The organism is Dethiosulfovibrio salsuginis (genome assembly GCF_900177735.1).
In the GTDB taxonomy this organism is placed as follows: domain Bacteria; phylum Synergistota; class Synergistia; order Synergistales; family Dethiosulfovibrionaceae; genus Dethiosulfovibrio; species Dethiosulfovibrio salsuginis.
The window spans coordinates 56,775-77,108 of record NZ_FXBB01000009.1 but is presented as its reverse complement, the minus strand read 5'-3'; the positions used below and the strand labels follow the sequence as shown (position 1 = coordinate 77,108).

At 53.5% G+C, this 20,334-nt stretch carries 17 protein-coding genes; 9 read left to right on the top strand and 8 right to left on the bottom strand.

Annotated elements, in window-relative coordinates:
• Positions 1-276 precede the first annotated feature (276 nt).
• From B9Y55_RS05100 to B9Y55_RS05090, 3 genes are read left to right on the top strand one after another with little or no spacing between them, the layout of a single operon-like run.
• On the top strand, positions 277-1,221 hold the full coding sequence (locus tag B9Y55_RS05100) for an agmatinase (RefSeq protein ID WP_085544290.1): 945 nt from the start codon (positions 277-279) through the stop codon (positions 1,219-1,221).
• 47 nt (positions 1,222-1,268) lie between these two features.
• Positions 1,269-2,282, top strand: a complete 1,014-nt coding sequence (locus tag B9Y55_RS05095) for an ATP-binding protein (protein ID WP_085544289.1) — start codon at positions 1,269-1,271, stop codon at positions 2,280-2,282.
• A complete protein-coding gene (locus tag B9Y55_RS05090) occupies positions 2,279-2,806 on the top strand; it encodes a hypothetical protein (RefSeq protein WP_085544288.1) in 528 nt (175 codons plus the stop codon). Before B9Y55_RS05095 ends, B9Y55_RS05090 begins: the two co-directional genes overlap by 4 nt.
• 50 nt (positions 2,807-2,856) lie before the next feature.
• On the opposite strand, the gene B9Y55_RS05085 is transcribed toward B9Y55_RS05090, so the two are convergent.
• Genes B9Y55_RS05085 through B9Y55_RS05065 form a run of 5 tightly spaced genes read right to left on the bottom strand, consistent with a single transcriptional unit; the run spans position 2,857 to position 8,124 of the window.
• The gene (locus B9Y55_RS05085; RefSeq protein WP_085544287.1) at positions 2,857-3,615 is read right to left on the bottom strand and encodes a substrate-binding periplasmic protein; all 759 of its coding nucleotides are present in this window, start codon (positions 3,613-3,615) and stop codon (positions 2,857-2,859) included.
• Between the two features lie 13 nt (positions 3,616-3,628).
• Positions 3,629-4,636, bottom strand: coding sequence for a nuclear transport factor 2 family protein (locus B9Y55_RS05080; protein WP_143340816.1), 1,008 nt, complete (start codon positions 4,634-4,636; stop codon positions 3,629-3,631).
• Positions 4,637-4,652: 16 nt separating this feature from the next.
• Positions 4,653-5,933 (bottom strand): MFS transporter, encoded by a 1,281-nt coding sequence (locus B9Y55_RS05075; RefSeq protein ID WP_085544286.1) that lies wholly within the window; start codon positions 5,931-5,933, stop codon positions 4,653-4,655.
• A gap of 33 nt (positions 5,934-5,966) precedes the next feature.
• Positions 5,967-7,130 carry an ester cyclase gene (locus B9Y55_RS05070; protein ID WP_200806625.1) on the bottom strand — a complete coding sequence of 388 codons (1,164 nt, stop codon included), beginning with the start codon at positions 7,128-7,130 and terminating at the stop codon, positions 5,967-5,969.
• Between the two features lie 25 nt (positions 7,131-7,155).
• The gene (locus tag B9Y55_RS05065; protein WP_159448238.1) at positions 7,156-8,124 is read right to left on the bottom strand and encodes a LacI family DNA-binding transcriptional regulator; all 969 of its coding nucleotides are present in this window, start codon (positions 8,122-8,124) and stop codon (positions 7,156-7,158) included.
• 165 nt (positions 8,125-8,289) lie between these two features.
• Here B9Y55_RS05065 and B9Y55_RS05060 point away from each other — a divergent pair, with 165 nt between their 5' ends.
• The 3 genes from B9Y55_RS05060 (at position 8,290) to B9Y55_RS05050 (ending at position 12,139) form a co-directional block, all read left to right on the top strand.
• Positions 8,290-9,876: a sodium:solute symporter family transporter gene (locus B9Y55_RS05060; protein WP_200806624.1), complete on the top strand. Its 1,587-nt coding sequence runs from the start codon at positions 8,290-8,292 to the stop codon at positions 9,874-9,876.
• 135 nt (positions 9,877-10,011) lie between these two features.
• Positions 10,012-11,352: a sodium-dependent transporter gene (locus B9Y55_RS05055; RefSeq protein WP_085544283.1), complete on the top strand. Its 1,341-nt coding sequence runs from the start codon at positions 10,012-10,014 to the stop codon at positions 11,350-11,352.
• Between the two features lie 22 nt (positions 11,353-11,374).
• Complete coding sequence (locus B9Y55_RS05050) at positions 11,375-12,139, top strand: ABC transporter substrate-binding protein (RefSeq protein ID WP_085544282.1); 765 nt, start codon at positions 11,375-11,377, stop codon at positions 12,137-12,139.
• Here the strand turns inward: B9Y55_RS05050 and B9Y55_RS05045 are convergent.
• Positions 12,132-13,934, bottom strand: coding sequence for a hypothetical protein (locus B9Y55_RS05045; protein WP_085544281.1), 1,803 nt, complete (start codon positions 13,932-13,934; stop codon positions 12,132-12,134). The two genes, B9Y55_RS05050 and B9Y55_RS05045, sit on opposite strands and share 8 nt — an antisense overlap.
• Before the next feature lie 77 nt (positions 13,935-14,011).
• The gene (locus B9Y55_RS05040; RefSeq protein ID WP_085544280.1) at positions 14,012-14,515 is read right to left on the bottom strand and encodes a hypothetical protein; all 504 of its coding nucleotides are present in this window, start codon (positions 14,513-14,515) and stop codon (positions 14,012-14,014) included.
• 208 nt (positions 14,516-14,723) lie between these two features.
• Between B9Y55_RS05040 and B9Y55_RS05035 the strand changes: the two genes are divergently transcribed.
• The 3 genes from B9Y55_RS05035 to B9Y55_RS05025 all read left to right on the top strand — a co-directional run bounded on the left by B9Y55_RS05035 (position 14,724) and on the right by B9Y55_RS05025 (position 19,084).
• On the top strand, positions 14,724-16,358 hold the full coding sequence (locus tag B9Y55_RS05035; RefSeq protein WP_085544279.1) for an ABC transporter substrate-binding protein: 1,635 nt from the start codon (positions 14,724-14,726) through the stop codon (positions 16,356-16,358).
• Positions 16,359-16,454: 96 nt separating this feature from the next.
• Positions 16,455-17,882 carry a leucyl aminopeptidase family protein gene (locus tag B9Y55_RS05030; protein WP_085544278.1) on the top strand — a complete coding sequence of 476 codons (1,428 nt, stop codon included), beginning with the start codon at positions 16,455-16,457 and terminating at the stop codon, positions 17,880-17,882.
• A 41-nt stretch (positions 17,883-17,923) separates the two neighbouring features.
• Complete coding sequence (locus tag B9Y55_RS05025; RefSeq protein WP_085544277.1) at positions 17,924-19,084, top strand: amidohydrolase; 1,161 nt, start codon at positions 17,924-17,926, stop codon at positions 19,082-19,084.
• A 43-nt stretch (positions 19,085-19,127) separates the two neighbouring features.
• Here B9Y55_RS05025 and B9Y55_RS05020 read toward each other — a convergent pair whose 3' ends face one another.
• The gene (locus tag B9Y55_RS05020; protein ID WP_085544276.1) at positions 19,128-20,321 is read right to left on the bottom strand and encodes a M20 family metallopeptidase; all 1,194 of its coding nucleotides are present in this window, start codon (positions 20,319-20,321) and stop codon (positions 19,128-19,130) included.
• Positions 20,322-20,334 lie beyond the last annotated feature (13 nt).

Here is a 20,334-nt window from a genome sequence, read left to right as displayed (position 1 = left end):
TTCAAGGATATGGTTCGTTAGATTATGATGCTCTAGAATAGAAAAGAACGCTAGCAATTTTAATTGATCTTTGACTGGCTAGAGGTTAAATCTACTAAGTTACCAGCTATGACAACTATCCTAAACCTGTGCGCTATTTTTTTGTGGGAGACCGAGACGTTAAGGTCCCATATTACATAATTCGCAGGAGGGACCGTTATATACCTTCCTACGTGGACGATCTGATCTCTATCCTCAAAAAGTGTGTTACATTTGAGCCTAAGTGAGGTGGTTAGAATGGAAAAGGTGAATATGCCCATAACGGGCATATGTTCTTTCGGAAAATACCCCATCTGCGGGGATGTAGATGGTCTTGAGGCGGATATGGCGGTGCTCGGTGTCCCTTACGACCTTGGCGTGGGCTTTCTGAGCGGCACAAGGCTGGGCCCCAGGAGGATAAGGGAGGCCTCGACCCAGTACGCCAGAGGGGCCAAGGGATTCTACGATCCCGAGCTGGACGAGGTTTTTCTGGGCGATCCCTGGAGGATCGTCGACTGCGGCGATGCCGACGTGGTCCAGGGCGACATGGAGAGCTCCCTCGCCAACGTGGAGGACTCGGTCAGGAGGATCCTTAGGAGGAGAGCGACTCCGGTGGTCCTCGGCGGAGATCACTCCATATCAATACCGGTAGGTCGTGCCCTTAGCGAGATAGGGGGAACCGTGGGAGTGATCCAGCTGGACGCCCATCTGGACTGGTCCATGGCTCCCGGAGGCCAGAGGTTCGGCAACGGAAGCCCTATGAGGCGTATGTCCGAGATGGATCACATAGGGCCGATGACCCAGATTGGTCTCAGGGGGGTAGGGAGCAGCAGGAAAGAGGATTTCGACGACGCCAGGGATTACGGCAGCAGGCTCGTTACTGCGTCGGAGGTCCGAAGGATAGCCCCTGAGGCGGTGGTGGAGGCTATTCCCGAGGCCGACGGTTACTACGTCACCGTGGATATAGACGTGTTCGACATATCGTTGGTCACCGGAACGGGCTCCCCCATGCCGGCGGGACTGTATTATCAGGAGGTGGCCGCCATACTGAGGGGCATAGCCCGGAGGTTCGACGTGGTCTGTCTCGACCTGGTGGAGGTGGCTCCGCAGTACGATCCCTCCGGCGCCACCTGTCGCATAGCGGCCATGACCTTGCTTGAGTTTATGGGACATATCCTCAAAAGACGTAGCTTACAGTCTTGATCTATAGCTATATATGAGTGGTTGGTGAAGAAGGAGGAGGAGGGAGCATGATAGATGAAGTCGAGCTCAAAAATTTTGGCCCTCTCGTTAATTTAAGCTGGCAAAATCTCGGTAAAATTAATCTTGTTATCGGTGGTAATGGAGCGGGCAAAACCTTTCTTCTAAAGGCTCTTTACAGCGCGGTGCGTACCATAGAGGATTATAGGCGAGGGGATGACATCCGAACGGCATCGGAAATTATCGCCGAAAAACTGTACTGGACATTCCAGCCGGACAGAATTGGCGATCTTGTAACCAAAGGGGCGGATAGCCCTTTAGCCTTTCGCATAAAATTAAATAAAGAAAAATTTGTTTATAGTTTTGGAAGGGACACTACGAAACAGATATTGTCTATGGAAAATAACGTCCCACCGAGGTCTAGCAATTCTATCTTCCTACCCGCTAAAGAGGTGCTGTCTTTACATGGGATTATCCTGAAATCCCGAGAGCAGGACAAATCATTTGGCTTTGACGATACCTATCTCGATCTTGCCAGAGCTCTGCGTCAATCGCCTAAAATGGGCAGGAACTACGCTGAATTTGCCATGGCTCGGCAGACTTTGGCGGATATTCTCGGTGGTCGGGTCGAATACGATGAAGCGTCAGCTCGTTGGCAATTTAAGGTGGGAAATCAGAAATTTCCCATCGGCGTTACCGCTGAGGGCACAAAAAAAATCGCTATTCTGGACACTCTTTTAGGTAATCGTTATCTTGACACTAGCTCAATAGTGTTTATCGATGAACCGGAGTCGGCGTTACATCCTGTGGCGATATCTAACTTTATGGATATCGTCGCGATGCTCGCCGATCGTGGCATACAGTTTTTTTTGGCTAGCCACTCCTATTTTGTGGTGAAAAAACTGTTTTTGATCGCTCAAGAGAGAGGATTTTCGATCCCTGTAGCGTCAGCGGATGGAGATTTTTGGAGTTTCTCCGACCTAAAGGATGGCATGTTGGAAAATCCCATCGTAGATGAGTCGATAAGACTCTACAGAGAAGAGGTAGGGTTGAGCCTGACATGAGTGACCAGCTAATCGAGGAATCGGGCATGACCTTCGGTCCCTATCCCTCCGATCTATGCTTCTACATCGAGAAAAGCGAGACCTATCGGCATATTAGGAAAAAGATTAAAATAGCCGAGTTTCTGCTGCTGAGAAAAAAGCCAGAGAAGACGGCGATTTGGGTAATCGAGGCTAAATCAAGTTCCCCTAAGGAAGAAAATCGGCAGAACTTTGATGATTTTATAGCGGAGATTCGCGAAAAATTTGTGAACGCGTTCTCCCTAGGATGGTCCTGTTGCCTTGGAAGGCACCTTATTGCCGAAGGGGAGCTTCCTGAGGACTTCAAAGACCTGGATCTAGCCCGGTCGGACGTCAGATTTATACTGGTGATAAATGGACACCGGGATTCATGGTTGCCGCCCCTCCAGGATGCCTTAAATATCGCAATGAACTCAACTGTGAGAACCTGGGCTTTTGCGCCTGCCTCCGTAGCGGTTATAAACGATAAAATGGCGCGACAACATGGTTTGATATGTCCCGAATAGGTGTAGTATGCAAAAGCTAAAGCCCGGCGATTTATCGCCGGGCTTTTGCTTTAGTTTCTGTAGCTGTCCGCTATTCTTTGGAGGGTTCCGTCGGACTCCATATCCAACAGGGCTTTGTCGATGTCCCCTACCATGTCGGCTACCGGGGATTTTTTTGATATGGCCAGGTAGACCTTGACGGTGTTTACGTCGAAGTCCAGCATTTTTATGTCGTCCTGGAGGCCGTTTTTAGCCAGGTACGCCATGCCGTCGTCTCCGTCCATCACCACGAAGTCAAATCTCTTGCCTTGCAACATTTTGTAGAGGGTCTCTTTGTTGACTGCCTCGTTCATCTTCAGGTTTGCGGCGGCGAAGGAGTCGAACTTCTCCCCAAAGCTTCCTCCGGAGGGTTTACCGCCTGATTTGCCTTTAAGATCCTGGAGGTCGTTCACAGTGAAGATGTTGTCCTTCAGGACGAATAGCTTGGCGGTGTTGACCATGAAGGGCTGGGAGAACAGGAAAACCTTCTCCCTTTCCTCGGTTTTGTAGATACCTGCTACTACGTCGATCTCGCCTTTTTCGGCGTAGTCCATGAGCCTTTTCCAGGGCAGCTCTTCCGATAGTTCTACCGGCCTGTGGAGTCTGTTGCCTAGCTCGTTCATAACGTCGACCGCCACCCCTACGATACGGCCGTTGTCGCCCTTGACCATGAGGGGACTCCAGCCCACGGCACCTCCGTACCTGATGGCCTTTGCGTCCGCCGAAAGTATCCCGCTCCAGATCAAAACCACCAGCAACGCCAGAGTCGATAGTCTAAAGGACTTTCTCACAGTACGACACCTCCTAACAGTTTACGATGCTCTTCGTCCTCTCCAGGACGTCCACTCCCTGGAGCAAAAGCCAGTAAGGTATGTCTATCAGGACCCAGTTCTCCGCCAGCTTGTCCCCTTCCCTTCGGTACATATCCACGACCCTCATGTGGGTCTTTACGTCCGACGCAGGGAGACCCATAAAGCCTCCTGCTGCGGTGTGGGTCAGGTTGGGCCATCCGAAGAATCCGGCGAAGTTCCCCTCGGCGAGGCGACAGACGTGTCCGTTGAACACCTTGTCCCTCAGCCCCTCCCTGAAGGGATATTGATGCTGTTCCTGGTATCGCCTTATGGTGTAGGTCGCCCCTATGCCCGCTGGGCCGTACCAGATCATGTCCTCTTTCCAGGTTTTGGCCAGAAGCTCCGGTGGGCATCTATCGAGGCCGCTTTTGTTGAGCTCCGTCAGGTCGTCGACCATCCTGTTCACCAGAGCCAGGGTCTTTACGCCTTCTTCAGGGTCCTGATGGCCGAAGAGAAGGCCGTCGTGGGTTCTGGGGCCGGGATAGACGAAAGACGCCCCGGTCTGGATGGGGAGGGGGTTGATCCCCTGCTGGTGCATGACCCCTATTATGTCGCAGAAAAATCCGGTCTGGCATATTTTGCCGTCTTTCACGCAGTTGAACTCGGCGTACCTCAAAAAGGCCATCTTCCTCGTGGCCGGTATGCCCAGCCATGGTCGGTCCAGAAGCCCCATAAAGTGGCCCATGCTTATGACCCACTGTTCTCCGCCGATCTCGCTGGTTCCCGCTATGAATATGTCTTGTCGTCTCTGCACGGGCCCCATAGAGCGGTAGAGGGGCTTCCAAAGGGCCTCCGCCACCGCGTCGCTGCCGGTCAGCTCGTTGAAGGGGTGGACCCCGTAAAATCGGTAGTCCGACGTGGTGTACTTATCCAGAACCGACGCAACTGTATCCTCCGAGGCCCCTTCCATCTCGGCGAAGTAGGCCCTTACAAGATCCTTGCTTTCCTGATAGGACGTCAACTAAAACACCTCTTTCTCAGTCTTCCCTGGGCCTGTTTAAGGTCTCAGGGAGGAAAAGCCAGATGACGCTTCCCGCTGCGAATATGGCCATGGCGGTCTTGAATATGATAGGCATAGTGTCGGGAGTCGTCGCCATTCCCGCTATGACCGGAAGGCCAAAGGTGGAGATCAGCCTTCCTCCGTTAAAGGATATCCCAGCCGCCAGGCCGCTGAACCGTCTCGGGAAAAGCTCGGTGTAGTAAGCGCCCCAGGCTCCGGAGAACCCGATACAGAAGCCCAGAAGGGCCGATACTATCCTGAAGGTGGAGACGTCCTGAGGTCCAAGCTGGAGGAAGGCGAAGACTAAAACGGCGCAAAGGAGCATACCCACCGCCGGGACCTTCCTGCCGAACCTGTCCGCTATAAAGCCCCAGACGTTGTAGCCTATGAGCTGACCTATGCCCTGAAGGCTGTATATGGCTCCCGCGGTGGCGGCGGTCATGCCCAGTCCGTCCCTCAGGAACTTGGTGGCGTTGTTGGAGTAGGCCGAGTAGGCCATAAAGTTAAATCCTGAAAGAAGGATTACCCCTATCCCTATGAGGAGGTATTTACCTCGGTACATGCTGAAGTAGTTTATCTTTTCACCTCTCTGGGCCGCTTCCTGCCTTCTGTCCTGGGTGAGGCTGAAGTCGTCGGGGACGGTGAAGAACACCAGCAGTGCCCCTATCAGAGGGGGTATGGCGGCGGTGTAGACCAGAACCCTCCAGTTGGCGTCTCCAAGGGATCCGTAGAGCGATCCGGCGAATATCATCGCCACGGAGAAGGTGCTGGTGAGGATGGCCGCCAGCTTCCCACGGTATCTCTGGGGGAACATCTCGGTTACAAGGGGGACCGCTGTCCCGAAAACCCCGCCTAAGGAGAATCCTCCCATGAACCTAGCGACCCGCCAGAGGGTGTAGTTATCCGGGGCAAGCAGGGGGATCAAGGTGGTCAGGCCGATACAAACCGCTATTGTTATGAGGGTCCGTTTTTTCCCTATCCTGGAGGACAGTAGGCCGAAAACGATAGTTCCAGGGATTGTCCCGAAGGACATTACGGCGAAGATGGAGGACGCCTGTTTTAGGGTGAAGCCGTATCCCCCTGCTGCGGTGGCTGCGGTCAGTGTGGGCCGCACGAAGGTGCTGAGCATGAAGTTATAGCAGTAGAAAAAATAGACCACCAATATGGAACCGAAGGCTATAAACCTCTGGACGTTGCTCCTGTCGGGACCGAGTATTATCAGCCCTGAGTCCTGGGGCTCGGCGTTTTGTGTCGACATATGTACTCTCCTCCTCTTTTTACTCTTTTTAGGTTACTCTTCTACGGATATGAGCTGTTTTAGGACGTCCATTCCGTCGAAGGTGATCCACTCTTCATCGATTTTGCCGTCTTTGACGGAGAAGTGGGATATGCCCAGGATCGTGGCGTGTTTTCCCGTAGGGGATCCAAAGTAGCCGAATCCCTCGTTGACGCCGTTTATCCTCCATCTGACCGCCACGTCGTGGCCTTTGCCGTCGGCCTTTTCGTTGCATGTGACCCTCTCTATCACCAGTGCGCCGTTGGGGAAGGAGGAGAACAGGCTTATGAGCATTCCCTTTATCTGCTCTTTTCCCGTCATGTCCTGATCGCAGACGAAGTGGACCACGGCGTTATCGTGGTAGAACCGGTCTACTTCGTTGAAAAGCCTGTAGTTGTAGACCCGGCTCAACATCTCAAGGATAAACTCCCCTGCTGAGTCGTCTTTAGGAGCGTGGAGCTTAGGGGAGTACTGGCCCATTTTGTTCTCTCCCATACCGTTGACGGCGACGTGGAGACCTCCGTCGTTTTGAGTGGCCTTCGCCATCCTGCGGGCTACGTCGAAAACGTCGAAACCGAGCTGTCTGACGATCCAGAGGTTGTCCCTGACGAGCCATTCCTCGTATATGCGGTTATCCTCCGCGGCGCAGTCCACGGTGGTCCTGAAGTTGATCCTTTTCCCCGTGGCCGGTCCGAAGCTGCTGGGGTTGAGGTTTGTTGCTGTGGACAGGATCCTGTGGGAGGACAGGTAGCCCTTCTCCCCGTGGGGGGACCATATGACGTTTTGGCCTATGAGCCTCCTGTCCGGGAAGGCGAAAAGGGTCTGCATCGTCCCGGATATGACCCCCTGGATGCCGCTGGCGTTGGTGGATCCTAAGTGCATCACCACGTTGTTGCTGTAGGTGTCGTAGATCAGGCCGATGCTCTTTTCCTCCCAGATGGTGTGGGTTATCTTCATGATGTATTCCACGAAGTCCCTGTACTCCGGGTTGAATCCCTTCATCCCCTGGGGTTTTCGCTCCAGCTTAGAGAACTCGTTGTAGTCGTGATGCCCTACCGATACTACTTGCTTAGAATCTCCTGTGAAAACCACGTTCCCCTTTTTTCCGTCCTTCATCTTAGATTCCTCCGTGTTCTCGCCAGCTATAAGCTTCTGGCTTTCTTTTTCCTTATCCGGCAACGGCCCTACCTCCTCTGTAGTAGATCTATAAGATCCTCGGCGGGATCTGTATTACCTTAGGCTGCCCTTTGGGCTTTTCGGTCCTGTCTATCAGGGCCTTTGCCGCCTCCTCCGCTAAGACATCCACCGGCATGGAGATCGATCGGCAGCCCAGAATTTGGTGCTCAAAATCGGATACATCCCCTAGGGTGATCACCTTGGCGGTCCTTTCAAGCTGTCCTCTGTCCCTCAGAAATCGGAAGACCCCCTTGGTGTAGACGTTGCTCAGGGAGCAGATGAGGGTATGTCGAGGATCGTAAAATTTTTCCATAAGGGCGTATCCTTCTTCGTCCGACACCTGCGATCCAGGGCAAAACGTGATATCCTTTAGGGGACATCCCGCTTTACCTAGGGAGAGCTTTACAAGGTCGTTTCTCCTCCTCTGGTACTCTTTGGATTCGGGCATCGACAGAAATAGGGTACGACCTCGGTGTGCGGCGATTATCTCCGCCATGGCCTGGGTCATCTCAGATTCGGGGCATAGAACCCTGTCCATACCGGAGAACCCCGGTCCGTCTCCCAGTATCACCGATGGAATGTTAAGCCCCGCTATGACTTTCTCCCTGTAATGTCCCCCGTCGGGGTCTATGAAGTAGATCAGCCCCATGAGCCTGTTGGCCCTTATGGACCTAAGTATCTCCGTCTCCCTGTCTCCGTCGTGGTCGGTTATATGGAAGGAGAGGTCGTAGCCTTTTGGGGATAGTATCCGGTAGAGGGAGAACAGCAGGTTTCGGTAGACCGAGTTGTCCGACGGAAGGACCACAGCGATGTCTTTGTTTATGCCTAGAGACAGGTTGCGAGCCTTGTTGCTGGGGACATAGCCTAGGTCCTTTATCACCTTTAGGACCGCTTCCCTTGTCTCCGGTGCTACGTCGGGCCTTTCGTTGATAACCTTGGATACCACCGATTTAGATACTTTCGCTGCTATAGCTATGTGGTTTATGGTCACGGACATATCAGTCATCTCCTCGTGTTTTGTCTTCCCATCGAGATTGTACTGCATGGCCGTGTTTCTTTGTGGCTCTCTTCGAAACCGGTCCCGATACCGGTTTCGAAGAGTCTACGCCGAAAAGTCAGTTCTGTCAACGACAATGATCTAAACTAAAAGGAGGAATGTATTGTGTCTTCGTTGGATTTATCTGTGGTGTGCGTGTACCTGATGGCGGTGCTAGGGCTTGGGTATCTCTGTGGAAGGGGAAACGAGGATCAGGAGGACTTTCTTCTGGCCGGTCGGTCTATGCCCTGGCTGCCTGTGTCCCTGTCGGTGGCTGCTACTATGATCAGCGCCAACTCCTTTATCGGGGCCCCTGGATGGGCCTACGGCTCTGGGCTGGCCCCTTTTATGGTCAACGCAACCGTACCTCTGGCGGTTTTTTTCGCCCTCTCCGTCACCACCCCCGTCTTCTACGCCCTTAAGGTGACCTCCATATACGAGTATATGGGGAGCAGGTTGGGGCCTCTCAGCAGAGGATTGGCGGTTGCCCAGTTTTTCGTAAACTCGCTGATACAGGTCAGCTCTATGGTCTTTATTCCCGCTCTGATACTCCAGAGGCTCACAGGCATGGATCTTGTCGTCCTGGTTCCGGTGATCGTGGCGGTATCCATCGTCTATACGGTGATGGGGGGAATAAAAGCTGTTATATGGACCGACTTTGCTCAGATGCTGGTCCTATGGGGAGGGCTTTTCGCGGTGATCTACGTCGGGCTGAAGGGGATGGACATGGGGTTTTTCGAGACCCTCCAGGTCGCTCGGGAGGGGGGAAAGATGAAGGTTTTGAACTTCAGCTTTGACCTAGGCGATACCAATACCTTCTGGGCCTCCCTAATCGGAGGGACTTTTATGTGGGTCCGGTATTTTTGCTTCGATCAGGTCCAGATACAGAGGGTTCTGACCTCTAAGTCCATGAGAGGGCTTAAACTGTCTTTTATGACCAGTGCTTTTTTTATGAGCGTAATCTATTTTATCTCCTTGCTGGTAGGGCTTCTTCTGTGGAGATTCTTCGACGGTAGGCCCTTTTCTAACGCCAACGACGTGATGATTACCTTCATACTGGAAAACCTCCCTGTCGGCGTCGTCGGACTGGTCATATCGGGGACCCTGGCCGCCGCCATGTCCAGCGTCGACTCTTTGCTCAACTCTATGACCACGGTGTTCATCAAAGACGTTTACGAAAAAAATCTCAAAAAAGACTCCGGTCCCGCCTCTTTGAGGGTCACCATGGCTGTGGCGGCCTTCTTCGGCGTGGCCGTGGTGTTTTTCGTCCTAGTGGGATTCGGTGGCACCGTGAGGTCGGTTCTCGATGTAGTGGGCAAGTATATATCCTATTTTTCCGGTCCCGCCTGTGGGGCTTTTCTTCTGGCTATGTTCACCGTGAGGGCCAACGATAGAGGCGTCGCCTCGGGTTTTGTCCTGGGAACTTTGGGATGTCTATGGATATCAAGGGCTATGGGATTGAGCTGGCTGTGGAATCCCGCCGTCGGAGGTGTGCTGACCCTTCTTTTGGGCTACGGGATAAGCCTGATCTTCGGGAACTCCGAGGCCTACGGAAAGGAGTACACCGCATCGGGGGTGAGGCGGAGTCTGGAGCGAGAGGGCAGGAGCTACGAAGACGGGGTTTCTGTGTTGCCCTTTAAGGTCGATTTTTACGGCTACGCCACGGTGGGTTTCTTCTTTCTCCAATACCTTGTTCTCTTCCTGATCCAGTGATTCTTTGGGAATAAAGATATTTCTGTCTATTTTATTTATTTTGTATTTTTGTTCTTTTATGTTTTCTGCTTTTTTCATGATAAACTGAGTCTGAGTAGTCTATCCTGAAACTTTATTCAGACTAAGGAGGTTCTCATGAAAGCAGAGTCAAGCAGAGGGGAATGGAGCAGCAAGATAGGCTTTATTCTGGCGGCGGCTGGGTCGGCCATAGGTCTGGGGAGTATCTGGCGTTTCCCGTACATCACCGGACAGTCCGGCGGTGCGGTGTTCGTCCTTGTCTATCTCTTTTTGGTGTTCACCATAGGCATATCCCTTATGATGGCGGAGATCGTAATAGGCAAAAAGGGAAGGCTTAACGCCGTAGGGTCGTTTCGCAGATTGGGGGGAAAACACTGGGGGCTGGTGGGATGGATCGGCGTGATTGCGGCTTTCGTCATACTGTCCTACTACGGCGTCATCGGTGGCTGGACCATGGCCTACGTGCTCAAGTCCTTCACTGGATTGATCTCTACCAGTGGTTCTGGAGAGGTAGCCAAGATATTCGAGGCCTTTATCTCCGACGGTAAGCAGATGCTGTTTTATCAGGGGCTGTTTATGGCTGCCACTGTCATAGTGGTCTTCAGGGGGGTCAGCGGCGGTATAGAGAGGCTATGTACCTTCTGTATGCCCGCCCTTTTTATACTCATGATACTGTTGATAGGCAGGGCCTTGACGCTGCCAGGGGCTATGGAGGGAGTGGTGTTTTTCCTGAAGCCCGATTTCTCTAAGCTCTCCGGCGAGGTGGTCCTCTCCGCCATGGGGCAGGCTTTCTTTTCGCTATCTTTGGGGATAGGGGCCATGGTCATATACGGAAGCTACCTGCCCGATAAGACCGATATCCCGAAGGCCAGCCTTCAGATATGCTTTCTGACCTTTATGATCTCCCTTATGGCGGGGCTCATAATATTCCCCTCTCTCTTCGCCTTCGGCATGGAGCCAGGAGCGGGGGCTGGGCTGACATTTATCACTTTGCCCGTGGTTTTCGCCAAGATGCCCGGCGGAGTGCTGTGGGCGGCCTCCTTTTTCGTGCTGTTTTTCTTCGCCGCACTGACCTCCTCGGTGTCCCTTCTTGAGGTGGTAGTCTCCTACATGATCGATAGCTTAGGTTGGGACAGAAAGAAGGCCACTATTCTGCTGGGGGTGCTTATCTCAGTCGTAGGCATACCGTCGGCTCTGTCCCAAGGGGCTGTGACCATAAACGTCTTCGGTGTCTCCTTTTTGGATGCCGCCGACTTCTTCGCCTCCAACCTGCTGATGCCAGCAGGAGGGTTTCTCACCGCCGTATTTATCGGCTGGGTGGCCTATTCCGCCGGGTTCGACGGTATAACCGGTGGCGGTGCTGTTCCCTTCAGGCATAAAAAACTCTGGATGTTCATACTTCGGTTTATAGCTCCTGTGTGCATCCTAGTGATCTTTATCGCCGGTCTAAAGTGGTAGTAGGGAAGGAGTTTGATGTGTTATGAAGTTCGTTCGTTTAGGTAGAGTCCTGTTGTCCGTCGTGATCCTGTCGATACTTTGCGCCTCACCTTCTCTGGGTGCGGTGGACAAGCTGGAGGAGATAATCAAAAAAGGGGAGCTTGTGGTCGCTGTAGCGGACTTCGAGTGCGAGCCTTTTTTCTTCGAAAAAGACGGCGAGCTGGTGGGCTTGGACGTCGATCTAGGGAGGCTTATAGCGGAGGAAATAGGGGTCAAGGTCCGGTTCGTGAGGGTTCCCTGGGATGGCCTTATAGCCCTTTCCTGGTACAGCAGCTATCCCTGGAGCCGCTTCGATATGGCCATATCGATAATTACCATAAAGGAGAGCAGGGCGAGGGCCTGTGACTTCTCCCAGTGGTATTTCTACACCGGCCAGAAGCTGCTGGTAAGGCGGGAATCGGGATACGACAACCCTCTGGACCTGGAGGGCAAGACCTTGGCGGTAATGGCTGGCTCCACCGGCTATGACTCGGCAAAGTCCGACCTGTCCGCCCAGACCTTGGTGTTTGAGACCCCCGCTCAGACCGTTCAGGCCCTTCTGGACGGAAAGGTCGATGGAACCCTGTCCGACGCCACTGTAGTGATAACGGCGGAGAGGGACCACCCCGAACTGGTGGCTATCGACGGTATGATAACCACCGAGCGATACGGAGTGGTCCTCCCTAAAGGGTCGAAAGACCTGAAGACGCTGGTGGACAAGGTCGTGGTCTCCAACAGAAAAGCCCTTTACGACCGTTGGTTTAAGTGATGTGATCTTCCGATAAAGGGTCGTCTCCTCGCTCTGGAGACGGCCCCTTATCCTCCGATAGGGGCTCTTCCTGCGGTAGCTCTGGTTCCTCTGTCTCTGTTTGTTCTTCTTTTGCAGGTTCCTCTTGGATAGTCTCTCTGGCCTCGGGCTCCGGTTCGTATCGGTGGATGGGGCCGTTTCCAACGGAGAACCAAATGAGCCTATAACTTCCTGCCTCAGGACGATAGAAAGGGAAGGCCCGTCCTAGGCCGATAAGGATATCCCTGGTCATACCCTCTTCCGGTGGATTTAGCTCCCATCCTGTCTGTATCGTAAACAAAGGGTGCTCTATCGTAGCTGTTAGCCTCTCCGGCAACCCTGGGTCCTTCTCGAGGGCGGGGGTCTCCAGCAACCTGTTTTCTTCGTCTTCTTTGCCCTTTGGAAGGACCGCCAAGGCCGTCGAGGGAAGGGAGGCCGTCCATCCTGGCTCATCGTCGGACCATTGAACTGATACGTCCATAGAGCAGGGGAAGTCTATCCACCCTTCGGGGACCTCCAGCCGTACGCATTTTTCCTCCACCCCTGCGACGGTAAGACTCATCCTGAATATCTCCTCTTTGAGCCATTCCTTGCACTTTGGAGAATCACATTGGGACGCCATAGACAGAATATCGCCGGTTTTTACCTTCGGAGACTCAATGGCTTTTGACATGATAGAACCGAATCCCCTTATGTCTCTGGCGGAGTATAGTATAGAGGCTAGTGCCCTGGTACACAGGGATATCTGGTGGCCGTTATCTATGTTTCTCTGGAGGTCCTCCCTGGCCTGGTGGATAATCCCCATCTCTCCCTGGACAACCGCCGCCAGCAGGTAATATTGCCAGTCAGAGGCGGCGCAGTTGCTTTTCACCTGGTCGAGGTTTCTAAGTCTCTGCACTCTGTTGTTCTTTGGGGTTAAAGAGAGCCTGGCCGTCGCGGCCATCGCCAGCAGAGGGTCTTTTTTAAAGATATCTCGGTAGGAGGAGCCGTATTTATCCATGCACGTAGAGGCGTATCCCCTGTCTCCATCTCCTTCGAGTTCCGCCATTCCGGAGTAGAACCAAAAGGGAGGGAACGAGTCGAAGGCAGGCTGATCCTGTAGAAGCCTTTTCAGTTGCCTTGCTCTGAGCGCTGGGTCATCTTCTGCTATCACCGCTACAAACCGGTCCATCTCCCTCTCTGTCAGTCTCTCGCTTTTACCTACGTCGTATTTTCCGAAAAGCTCCCAGGAGATCCTGAGCATGTCCTTTCTTATCTCCGTTAGCTCCCTTAACTGGCCGTCGGTAAGGGCTATTTTGCCCCTCATTTTGTCGGTGTATATGGGGCGGTGTCTTCGGTAGTCGTACCAAGGAGCGCCCATCAGAGGAACTCTGGACAGTATCGCCTTTTCCGTGGACACAGTAGGGGTCGTCGATCTGTATATTGCCTCGAAAAGCCTGGATGAGAAGATCTGCTCTACCTGTTGTGTCAGTCTGTTGGTCTCGGTCCTGTCTACCTGTCTACCGAGGGATTCTATAACCCTTATGACCTGCTCGTCCCTGACTATGGCCAGGTCTAAGTTGCTGGCTAGGGTGTCGTATTGTCTCGCTAAAACCAGGGAGTCCTCGGTCTCTATGGCCTCCGCAAGGCCGAAATCGATATAGTTCAGAAACTGGAAGACCCTGAGGGCGTCGACGTGCTCTTTTTTCCATGGAAGGGCTATTCCCTGGGCCTCGGATGTACCGGAGAGAGGGGTACATAGGGAGATTAGTAATGTCGAGAGAACTAACAATTTCAAAAATAACACCTCCTCTTTTTCGTTGATAAAAAGACAGGAGGAGGGGTTACCCCCTCCTCCTGTCTCCCTCTGGGGGCTCAGTTAGTGCTGTGTTCCGGCTCCGCCTCTACGACGGTCTCATCTGGTTCGGTTTTCGCCGACAGAGAGGGGTGGAAAACTTTCTTCATCAGGGGGATAAACCCGGACTCCGATTTGGCGATCTCCTGCTCCGCCTCCCTCAGGACGCTTTCCCAGGCGGTGGCGAATCCCGGGGTTCTGGCGTACATGAGGTGGATGGCCTTGTCGTAGACGTAGAGAGTCTTAAGCTCCGCCCTTTTAGGCTTTTGGGACAAAGTCGACAAAGTCATCTCCATTGTCGCCAGTTTCTTCTTCATATCCTCGTTTTCCTTGATGTATAGGGCGTTGTTTTGGGCGGCGGTGGATATCTGGGCACTCATACCTTCCCTGAGGCGGGATACCTCTTTGTTTAGCTTGCTGTTTTTAGCTATCCCCTGAAGCCAGAATATCAGCGCGATGGCCAGTCCCAGGACAAGACCCTGTATGAAGGGGTTGTGAAGAAGTAGATCGGTAACGCTCTGCATCAAAAAATCCTCCTCTTGCTTTTTTCCATCTCAAAACAGGATGGACCATCCTATTATACCTTCACAACAGGAGTCTTGCCATTCGATAGTTTTTTTTGTTCCATACAGTTGACCGATGTGGTAAGATGAAATAGTGAACGGATAAGCCTCGTCCGTTTCCTAGGTATACAAACAATCTGGGGCAATTTTACAGGAGGTGCACTTGCGAATGAAGAAGCTCTGTAGGGCAGCAGCTCTCGTTGCGGCGCTATCCATATGCGTCGCAGGGGCCGCGTTTGCGGCGGATGGACCGGTTTACGGCGGTTCGTTGGTGTGGAGGCTTGTGAACGATCCCCCTAAGATGGATCCAGCTTTTTCAACCGACACCACGTCCAGCCGTACCCTGAACATGGTTTTTCAGGGATTGGTGGGGTATCACCCCGACGGAGAGGGAGTTCTTCCTGAGTTAGCCGAAAGCTGGGACGCCAACGACGACGCCACAGTATGGACCTTCCATCTTCGTAAAGGAGTTACCTTCCAGAAGACTTGCGAGGGCGAGCCTACCCTCAGCGGTGGCAGAGAGGTCACCGCTCACGACTTCAAGTATACCTTCGAGAGACTGGTCAAGGAAAACTCTCCTAGAGCCTACTTCGTCGAGCAGATCAAGGGCTACAAGGACTTCTCCGACGGTAAGGTCGACCACTGGGAAGGCGTAGAGGTCGTCGACGACTACACCCTTCGATTTACCTTAGATTATCCTTTCGCCCCTTTCCTGTCGATCCTGGCCTACAACGCTTTTGCCGTCGTTCCCAGAGAGGACGCGGAGAAGTGGGGCAAGGATTTCAACTTCCATCCTGTAGGAACCGGTCCCTTTATGCTTAAAAAGTGGGATCACGACAACGAGATGATCCTCGTAAAGAACCCGGACTACTGGAAGAAAGACGCCGCCGGGAATTCCCTTCCCTATCTTGACGAGATAGTCTACAGGGTTATCCCCGACAACAGCGTCGCATACCTTGAGTTCAAAAAGGGAAATATAGGCATACTCCAGGACGTCCCCGACGAGTTCTACGAGGAGATCAAGGAAAACTACTCCGAAGGCGGTCTTTTCCAGGAACGTCCCCATATGGGAACCTACTACTACGGTTTTAACAACGCCGAAGAGCCCTTTAAGAGCAACAAAAAGCTACGCCAGGCGCTCAACTACGCTGTCAACAGAGAGGCCATCAGCGAGCTGGTCATAAACGGTCGCTACGGCCCCGCCGCTGGGATTCTGCCTCCTGGTATGCCCGGTTATAACCCAGATCTTAGAGGATACTCTTTTGATGCTGCAAAGGCCAAAGAGCTCCTTAAAGAGGCCGGCTATCCCGATGGAGTCGAGCTTACCCTTATGTACAACAACAACCCCAGACATAGATCTATCGCCGAGGCCATCCAGGCTCAGGTCGCCGATCTCGGTATAAAACTGAACCTCAAGGTTCAGGACTGGGGAACCCATCTGGATGCCTGCTCCAGAGGAGAGTTCGAGATGTTCCGTATGGCGTGGGTTGTCGACTATCCCGACCCTGATAACTTCCTTTTCGTGCTTCTCGATTCGTCCAACATAGGCTCCAAAGGGAACTACTCCCGATATGTTAATCCTCAGGTCGATCAGTTGCTGAGGGACGCCCGTTCGGAGACGAACTGGGACAAGAGAGTCGAGCTCTATCATAAGGCGGAGCAGCAGATAGTGGACGATGCACCTTGGCTTTTCCTCTTCCACTACACCACCAGCCTTGTCCACAACGAGAAGGCCAAAAACGTCTATCTTCCCTCTATGGGAGACTACATCACCGATCTTTCCGTCGTATGGATGGATAAGTAGAGGTCCTAAAAAAGGCCCCCTCAGGGGGCCTTTTTTAGGGGCTTTCGATGCTATACTGGATATATAATTGGATACATATTTCGGAGGTGACCTTTTATGGATTTGACGAGTTTTTCCGGAAACGTCTCGTGCAAGGCGGTAGGAGTCCTATGTTTTGCAGGGGTAGAGCCCCTTTCGGTGCTGGAGGGGGCGTCTACGAGGGCTTTTGACCTATTCAGGGCTAAAGGCAAAAGAGGGGAGTTCTTTCGCTATCCCATGGAGGGTGAGGTGCAAGATCTCTTTCTGGTTGGGTTAGGTGATGAAGGTAAGGTCTGTCCCTCGACCTACCGTAACGCCGTGGCCGATCTGGTAAGGAAGGTCGGCAGGCTAGGAATCTCCGATCTGGCGGTTGTACTGCCGGTGGGTCCCGACGAAGCCATAAGCTCCGCCGTGGCTGAGGGGGCGGTGCTCGGAAACTATCGTTTCGACGGTTATCGTCAGCCTAAAGATGGCGATATCTCCGTCTCGGTGGATAGAGTATGTCTTAAAGACGGCGTCGAATCGGGTCTTGCGAGAGGCAAGGTCCTCGGTCATGCTCAGGTGGTCTCCAGAGATCTGGCCAATAGGCCTGGCAACGACATAACCCCTCAGACTATGGCGGAGGAGGCCCAGAGGATAGCTAAAGAGGGCGGCCTGGAATGCGTGGTTTGGGATGAGGTCAAGATCCAGGAGGAGCGGATGTCCGCCCTGTGGCACGTAGGCAAAGGCTCCCAGAACCCTCCTAGGTTTATACATATGGTCTACCGTCCGGCTGGAACGCCTAGAAAGAAGTTGGCGTTCGTCGGAAAGGGCGTGACCTTCGACAGCGGAGGGCTGTGCATAAAGGGCCGAGAGGGTATCAGGACCATGAAGTGCGATAAGACCGGTGCCTGTAACGTCCTAGCCATCATGGAGGCTGTCTCGGTCCTCAAGCCCGACGTGGAGGTTCACGGCATAGTCGGTGCGGTGGAGAATATGCCCGACGGTGCGGCCTATCGCCCAGACGACATAGTTCGGGCCAGAAACGGCAAGACAATAGAGATAGTCAACACCGATGCCGAGGGGCGGGTAACCCTGGCGGATACCCTGTCCTACGCCTCCGAGCTTGACGTGGATTGCTTAGTCGACATGGCCACCCTCACCGGTGCGGTGGCAACGGCCCTTGGAAACTACACCGCCGGTGTTTTCTCCGATAACGATGAACTAAGCCAGGAGATAATCGACTCCGGTCGCAGAGCTGGGGAGAGATACCACCGATTCACCATGGACGACGATAAGCTAAGGGAGCAGATAGACTCCCCTGTGGCGGATTTGCTTAACTCCGGTGGAGCCGGAGGAGGTGCCATAACCGCCGGAATGTTCCTCAAAGAGTTCGTCAAGGCGGAAATCCCCTGGGCCCATCTGGATATAGCGGGAGTGGACTTCTACGACAAAGAGTTCGACTGCTACGGCAAGGGAGCTAGCTCCTTCGGTGTCAGGACCTGTCTGGAATATATCCTGAAATAGCACATTTTTTAAGGGGCTTTAGGGTGAAAGGTGGATTTTGCATGATAAAGGCGATTATAAACGCTACGGTTGTTACGGTGTCCGGGGAGGAGCTTTCCGGTGCTACTGTTATTCTGAAAGACGGAAAGATCCACTCCGTCGGGGCGGTGGAGATCCCCAATGGAGCGGAGGTCATCGATGGGCGGGGCAAATTCCTGTCCCCGGGCCTCGTAGACGCTCACACCCATCTGGGAGTATCCACCGAGGGGGCCCCTGCGGAGTTCTACGACCACAACGATAAATCGGCGTCGGTGTTGCCGGAGCTTCGGATAGTGGATTCCCTCTATCCAGGAGATCCGGGATTTGAGGATGCCCGAATGGGCGGGGTAACCACGGTCCAGACCTTGCCCGGCAGTGCCGACGTGGTCGGTGGTACCGGAGTTATCATAAAGACCGTTGGGAATGTGGCGGATAAAATGGTCATAGTGGCCCCGTCCTCGATGAAAGCGGCGTTGGGAGAGAATCCTATCAGGGTTTTTCAGGGCAAGAGTGGCCTTCCATCTACCAGGATGGGCTGTGCCGCTTGTCTCAGGAAAGCCCTTTCGGACGCCCAATCCTACGTTGCCGAGAGGACCGAAAAGGAAAAAGAGGGCAAGTTCTTCAAGAGGGATCTGGCGATGGAACAGATGGCCTTAGTCGTGGAGGGCAAAATACCCTTAAGCGTCCACGCCCACAGGGCCGATGATATATGCACCGCCATCAGGGTTGCCGAGGAGTTTAAGGTTCCCTATACGATCGAGCACTGCACCGAAGGCCATCTGATCGAGGAATTCTTAGCGGAGAAGTCGGTTAAAGCGGCCATCGGACCTCTGAACACCTCTCGAAGGAAGATGGAGCTGGTAAACAGAAGCTGGGAGCTCCCGGTTGCCCTGGAAAGGCAGGGAATCCATTTCTGCATAATAACCGATCACCCTGTCATACCTATATCGGACCTGATCCTTGAGACTGCCCTCGCCGTCAAGGCCGGTCTTGGGGCTAAAACCGCCATGAGGGCCATTACCCTCAGTGCCGCAGAGCATCTGGGGATAGGCCACAGAGTGGGATCCATCGACGAGGGAAAAGACGGAGACCTGGTGTTATGGAGCGGCCATCCTCTCGACTTTGACTCCCATGTGGAGATGACCTTCATCGACGGAGAGCTGGTTTATAAAAGGGACATATAGAAGAGAGAGGCGGCCTCTGGCCGCCTCTCTTTTGCTGCTAGCTTTAGCTCAGTTCCTCCGCAGCCCACAGGGCTATCAACTTAGCCGCCTCAACGATGGAGGCTGTGTCGGACCTTTCGTTGGGCTGGTGGGCCATCGTGGGGTCCCCTGGCCCGAAGATTATCACCGGCAGGCCGCAGAAGGGGCCGAAGATGGATGCATCGGTGTAGAAGGCTACCGCCTTCTTGTTCGGTGTCACCGATAGCAAGCCCTCTACCTGAGACACCAATGAATTCACCGACGGATGCTCCTTGTCTATCTCGTAGGGAGCCCGGTCGTTCAGGACGGTGATGGAAATCTTGAGTCCCGGTCGCTCCTGTTCAAGTTTGAGAGCCCAGCCGGTCATCTCCTTCAGGAGTTCCTGGTGGTCCTGGCCTGGAACGGTCCTTATGTCCACGCTGGCGGTGGCCAGGTCCGGTATTACGTTGGTGCCCACTCCGCTGGACATTAAGTTGACGCTGGCGGTTGAGGGGCCTAGATCTGGATGGGGCGAGTTTTGAAAATCGGTCCATCTGGACCGGAGTTTCCACAGGAAATCGCAAAGTCCCTCCAAAGCGTTTACCCCACAGTGAGGCATCGATCCGTGGGCGGTTTTGCCCTTGGCTGTGACGGTTATCCAGAAGCAGCCCTTCTCGGCGGTGTAGACGTCCAGATTGGTGGGCTCCGCTATGAGAACGGTGCCTATGTCTTTGATGGCCTCCGACGAGGCGATGGCTCTAGCCCCTTTGCTGATGGTCTCCTCGCTGGAAGATAGGGCCAGCATTAGAGGCCCTTTAAGCTCAACTCCCGAGGCGGCCAGAGCGGCCGCTGCGTAGGTCATGGCGGCGTCCCCTGCTTTCATATCGGAGGATCCTCTGCCGTATATGAAGCCTCCCTCTATATCGCCGGAGAAAGGATCCCTGTCCCAGGTTATCTCCCCTGGAGGGACGGTGTCCAGGTGGCCGTTGAGCATGATGCCCTTTATCTCCCTGGATTTTCCTACAGTTGTTACCACGCTTCGATAGTTATCGCCGTGGTCCAGAATTTCGCATTCCAGCCCTAGAGACCGTATTTCCCTGGCGGCTATCTCGGCGACCTCCCTTTCGTCTCCTGGAGGGTTGACCGATTTTGTCTTTATAAGCCTGGAGGTGAAATCCAGGATTTTATCGGAGTTACCTTCCACAAAGTCTATTATAGATCGCCGTATATCTTCCCTCATTCTGATACCCCTT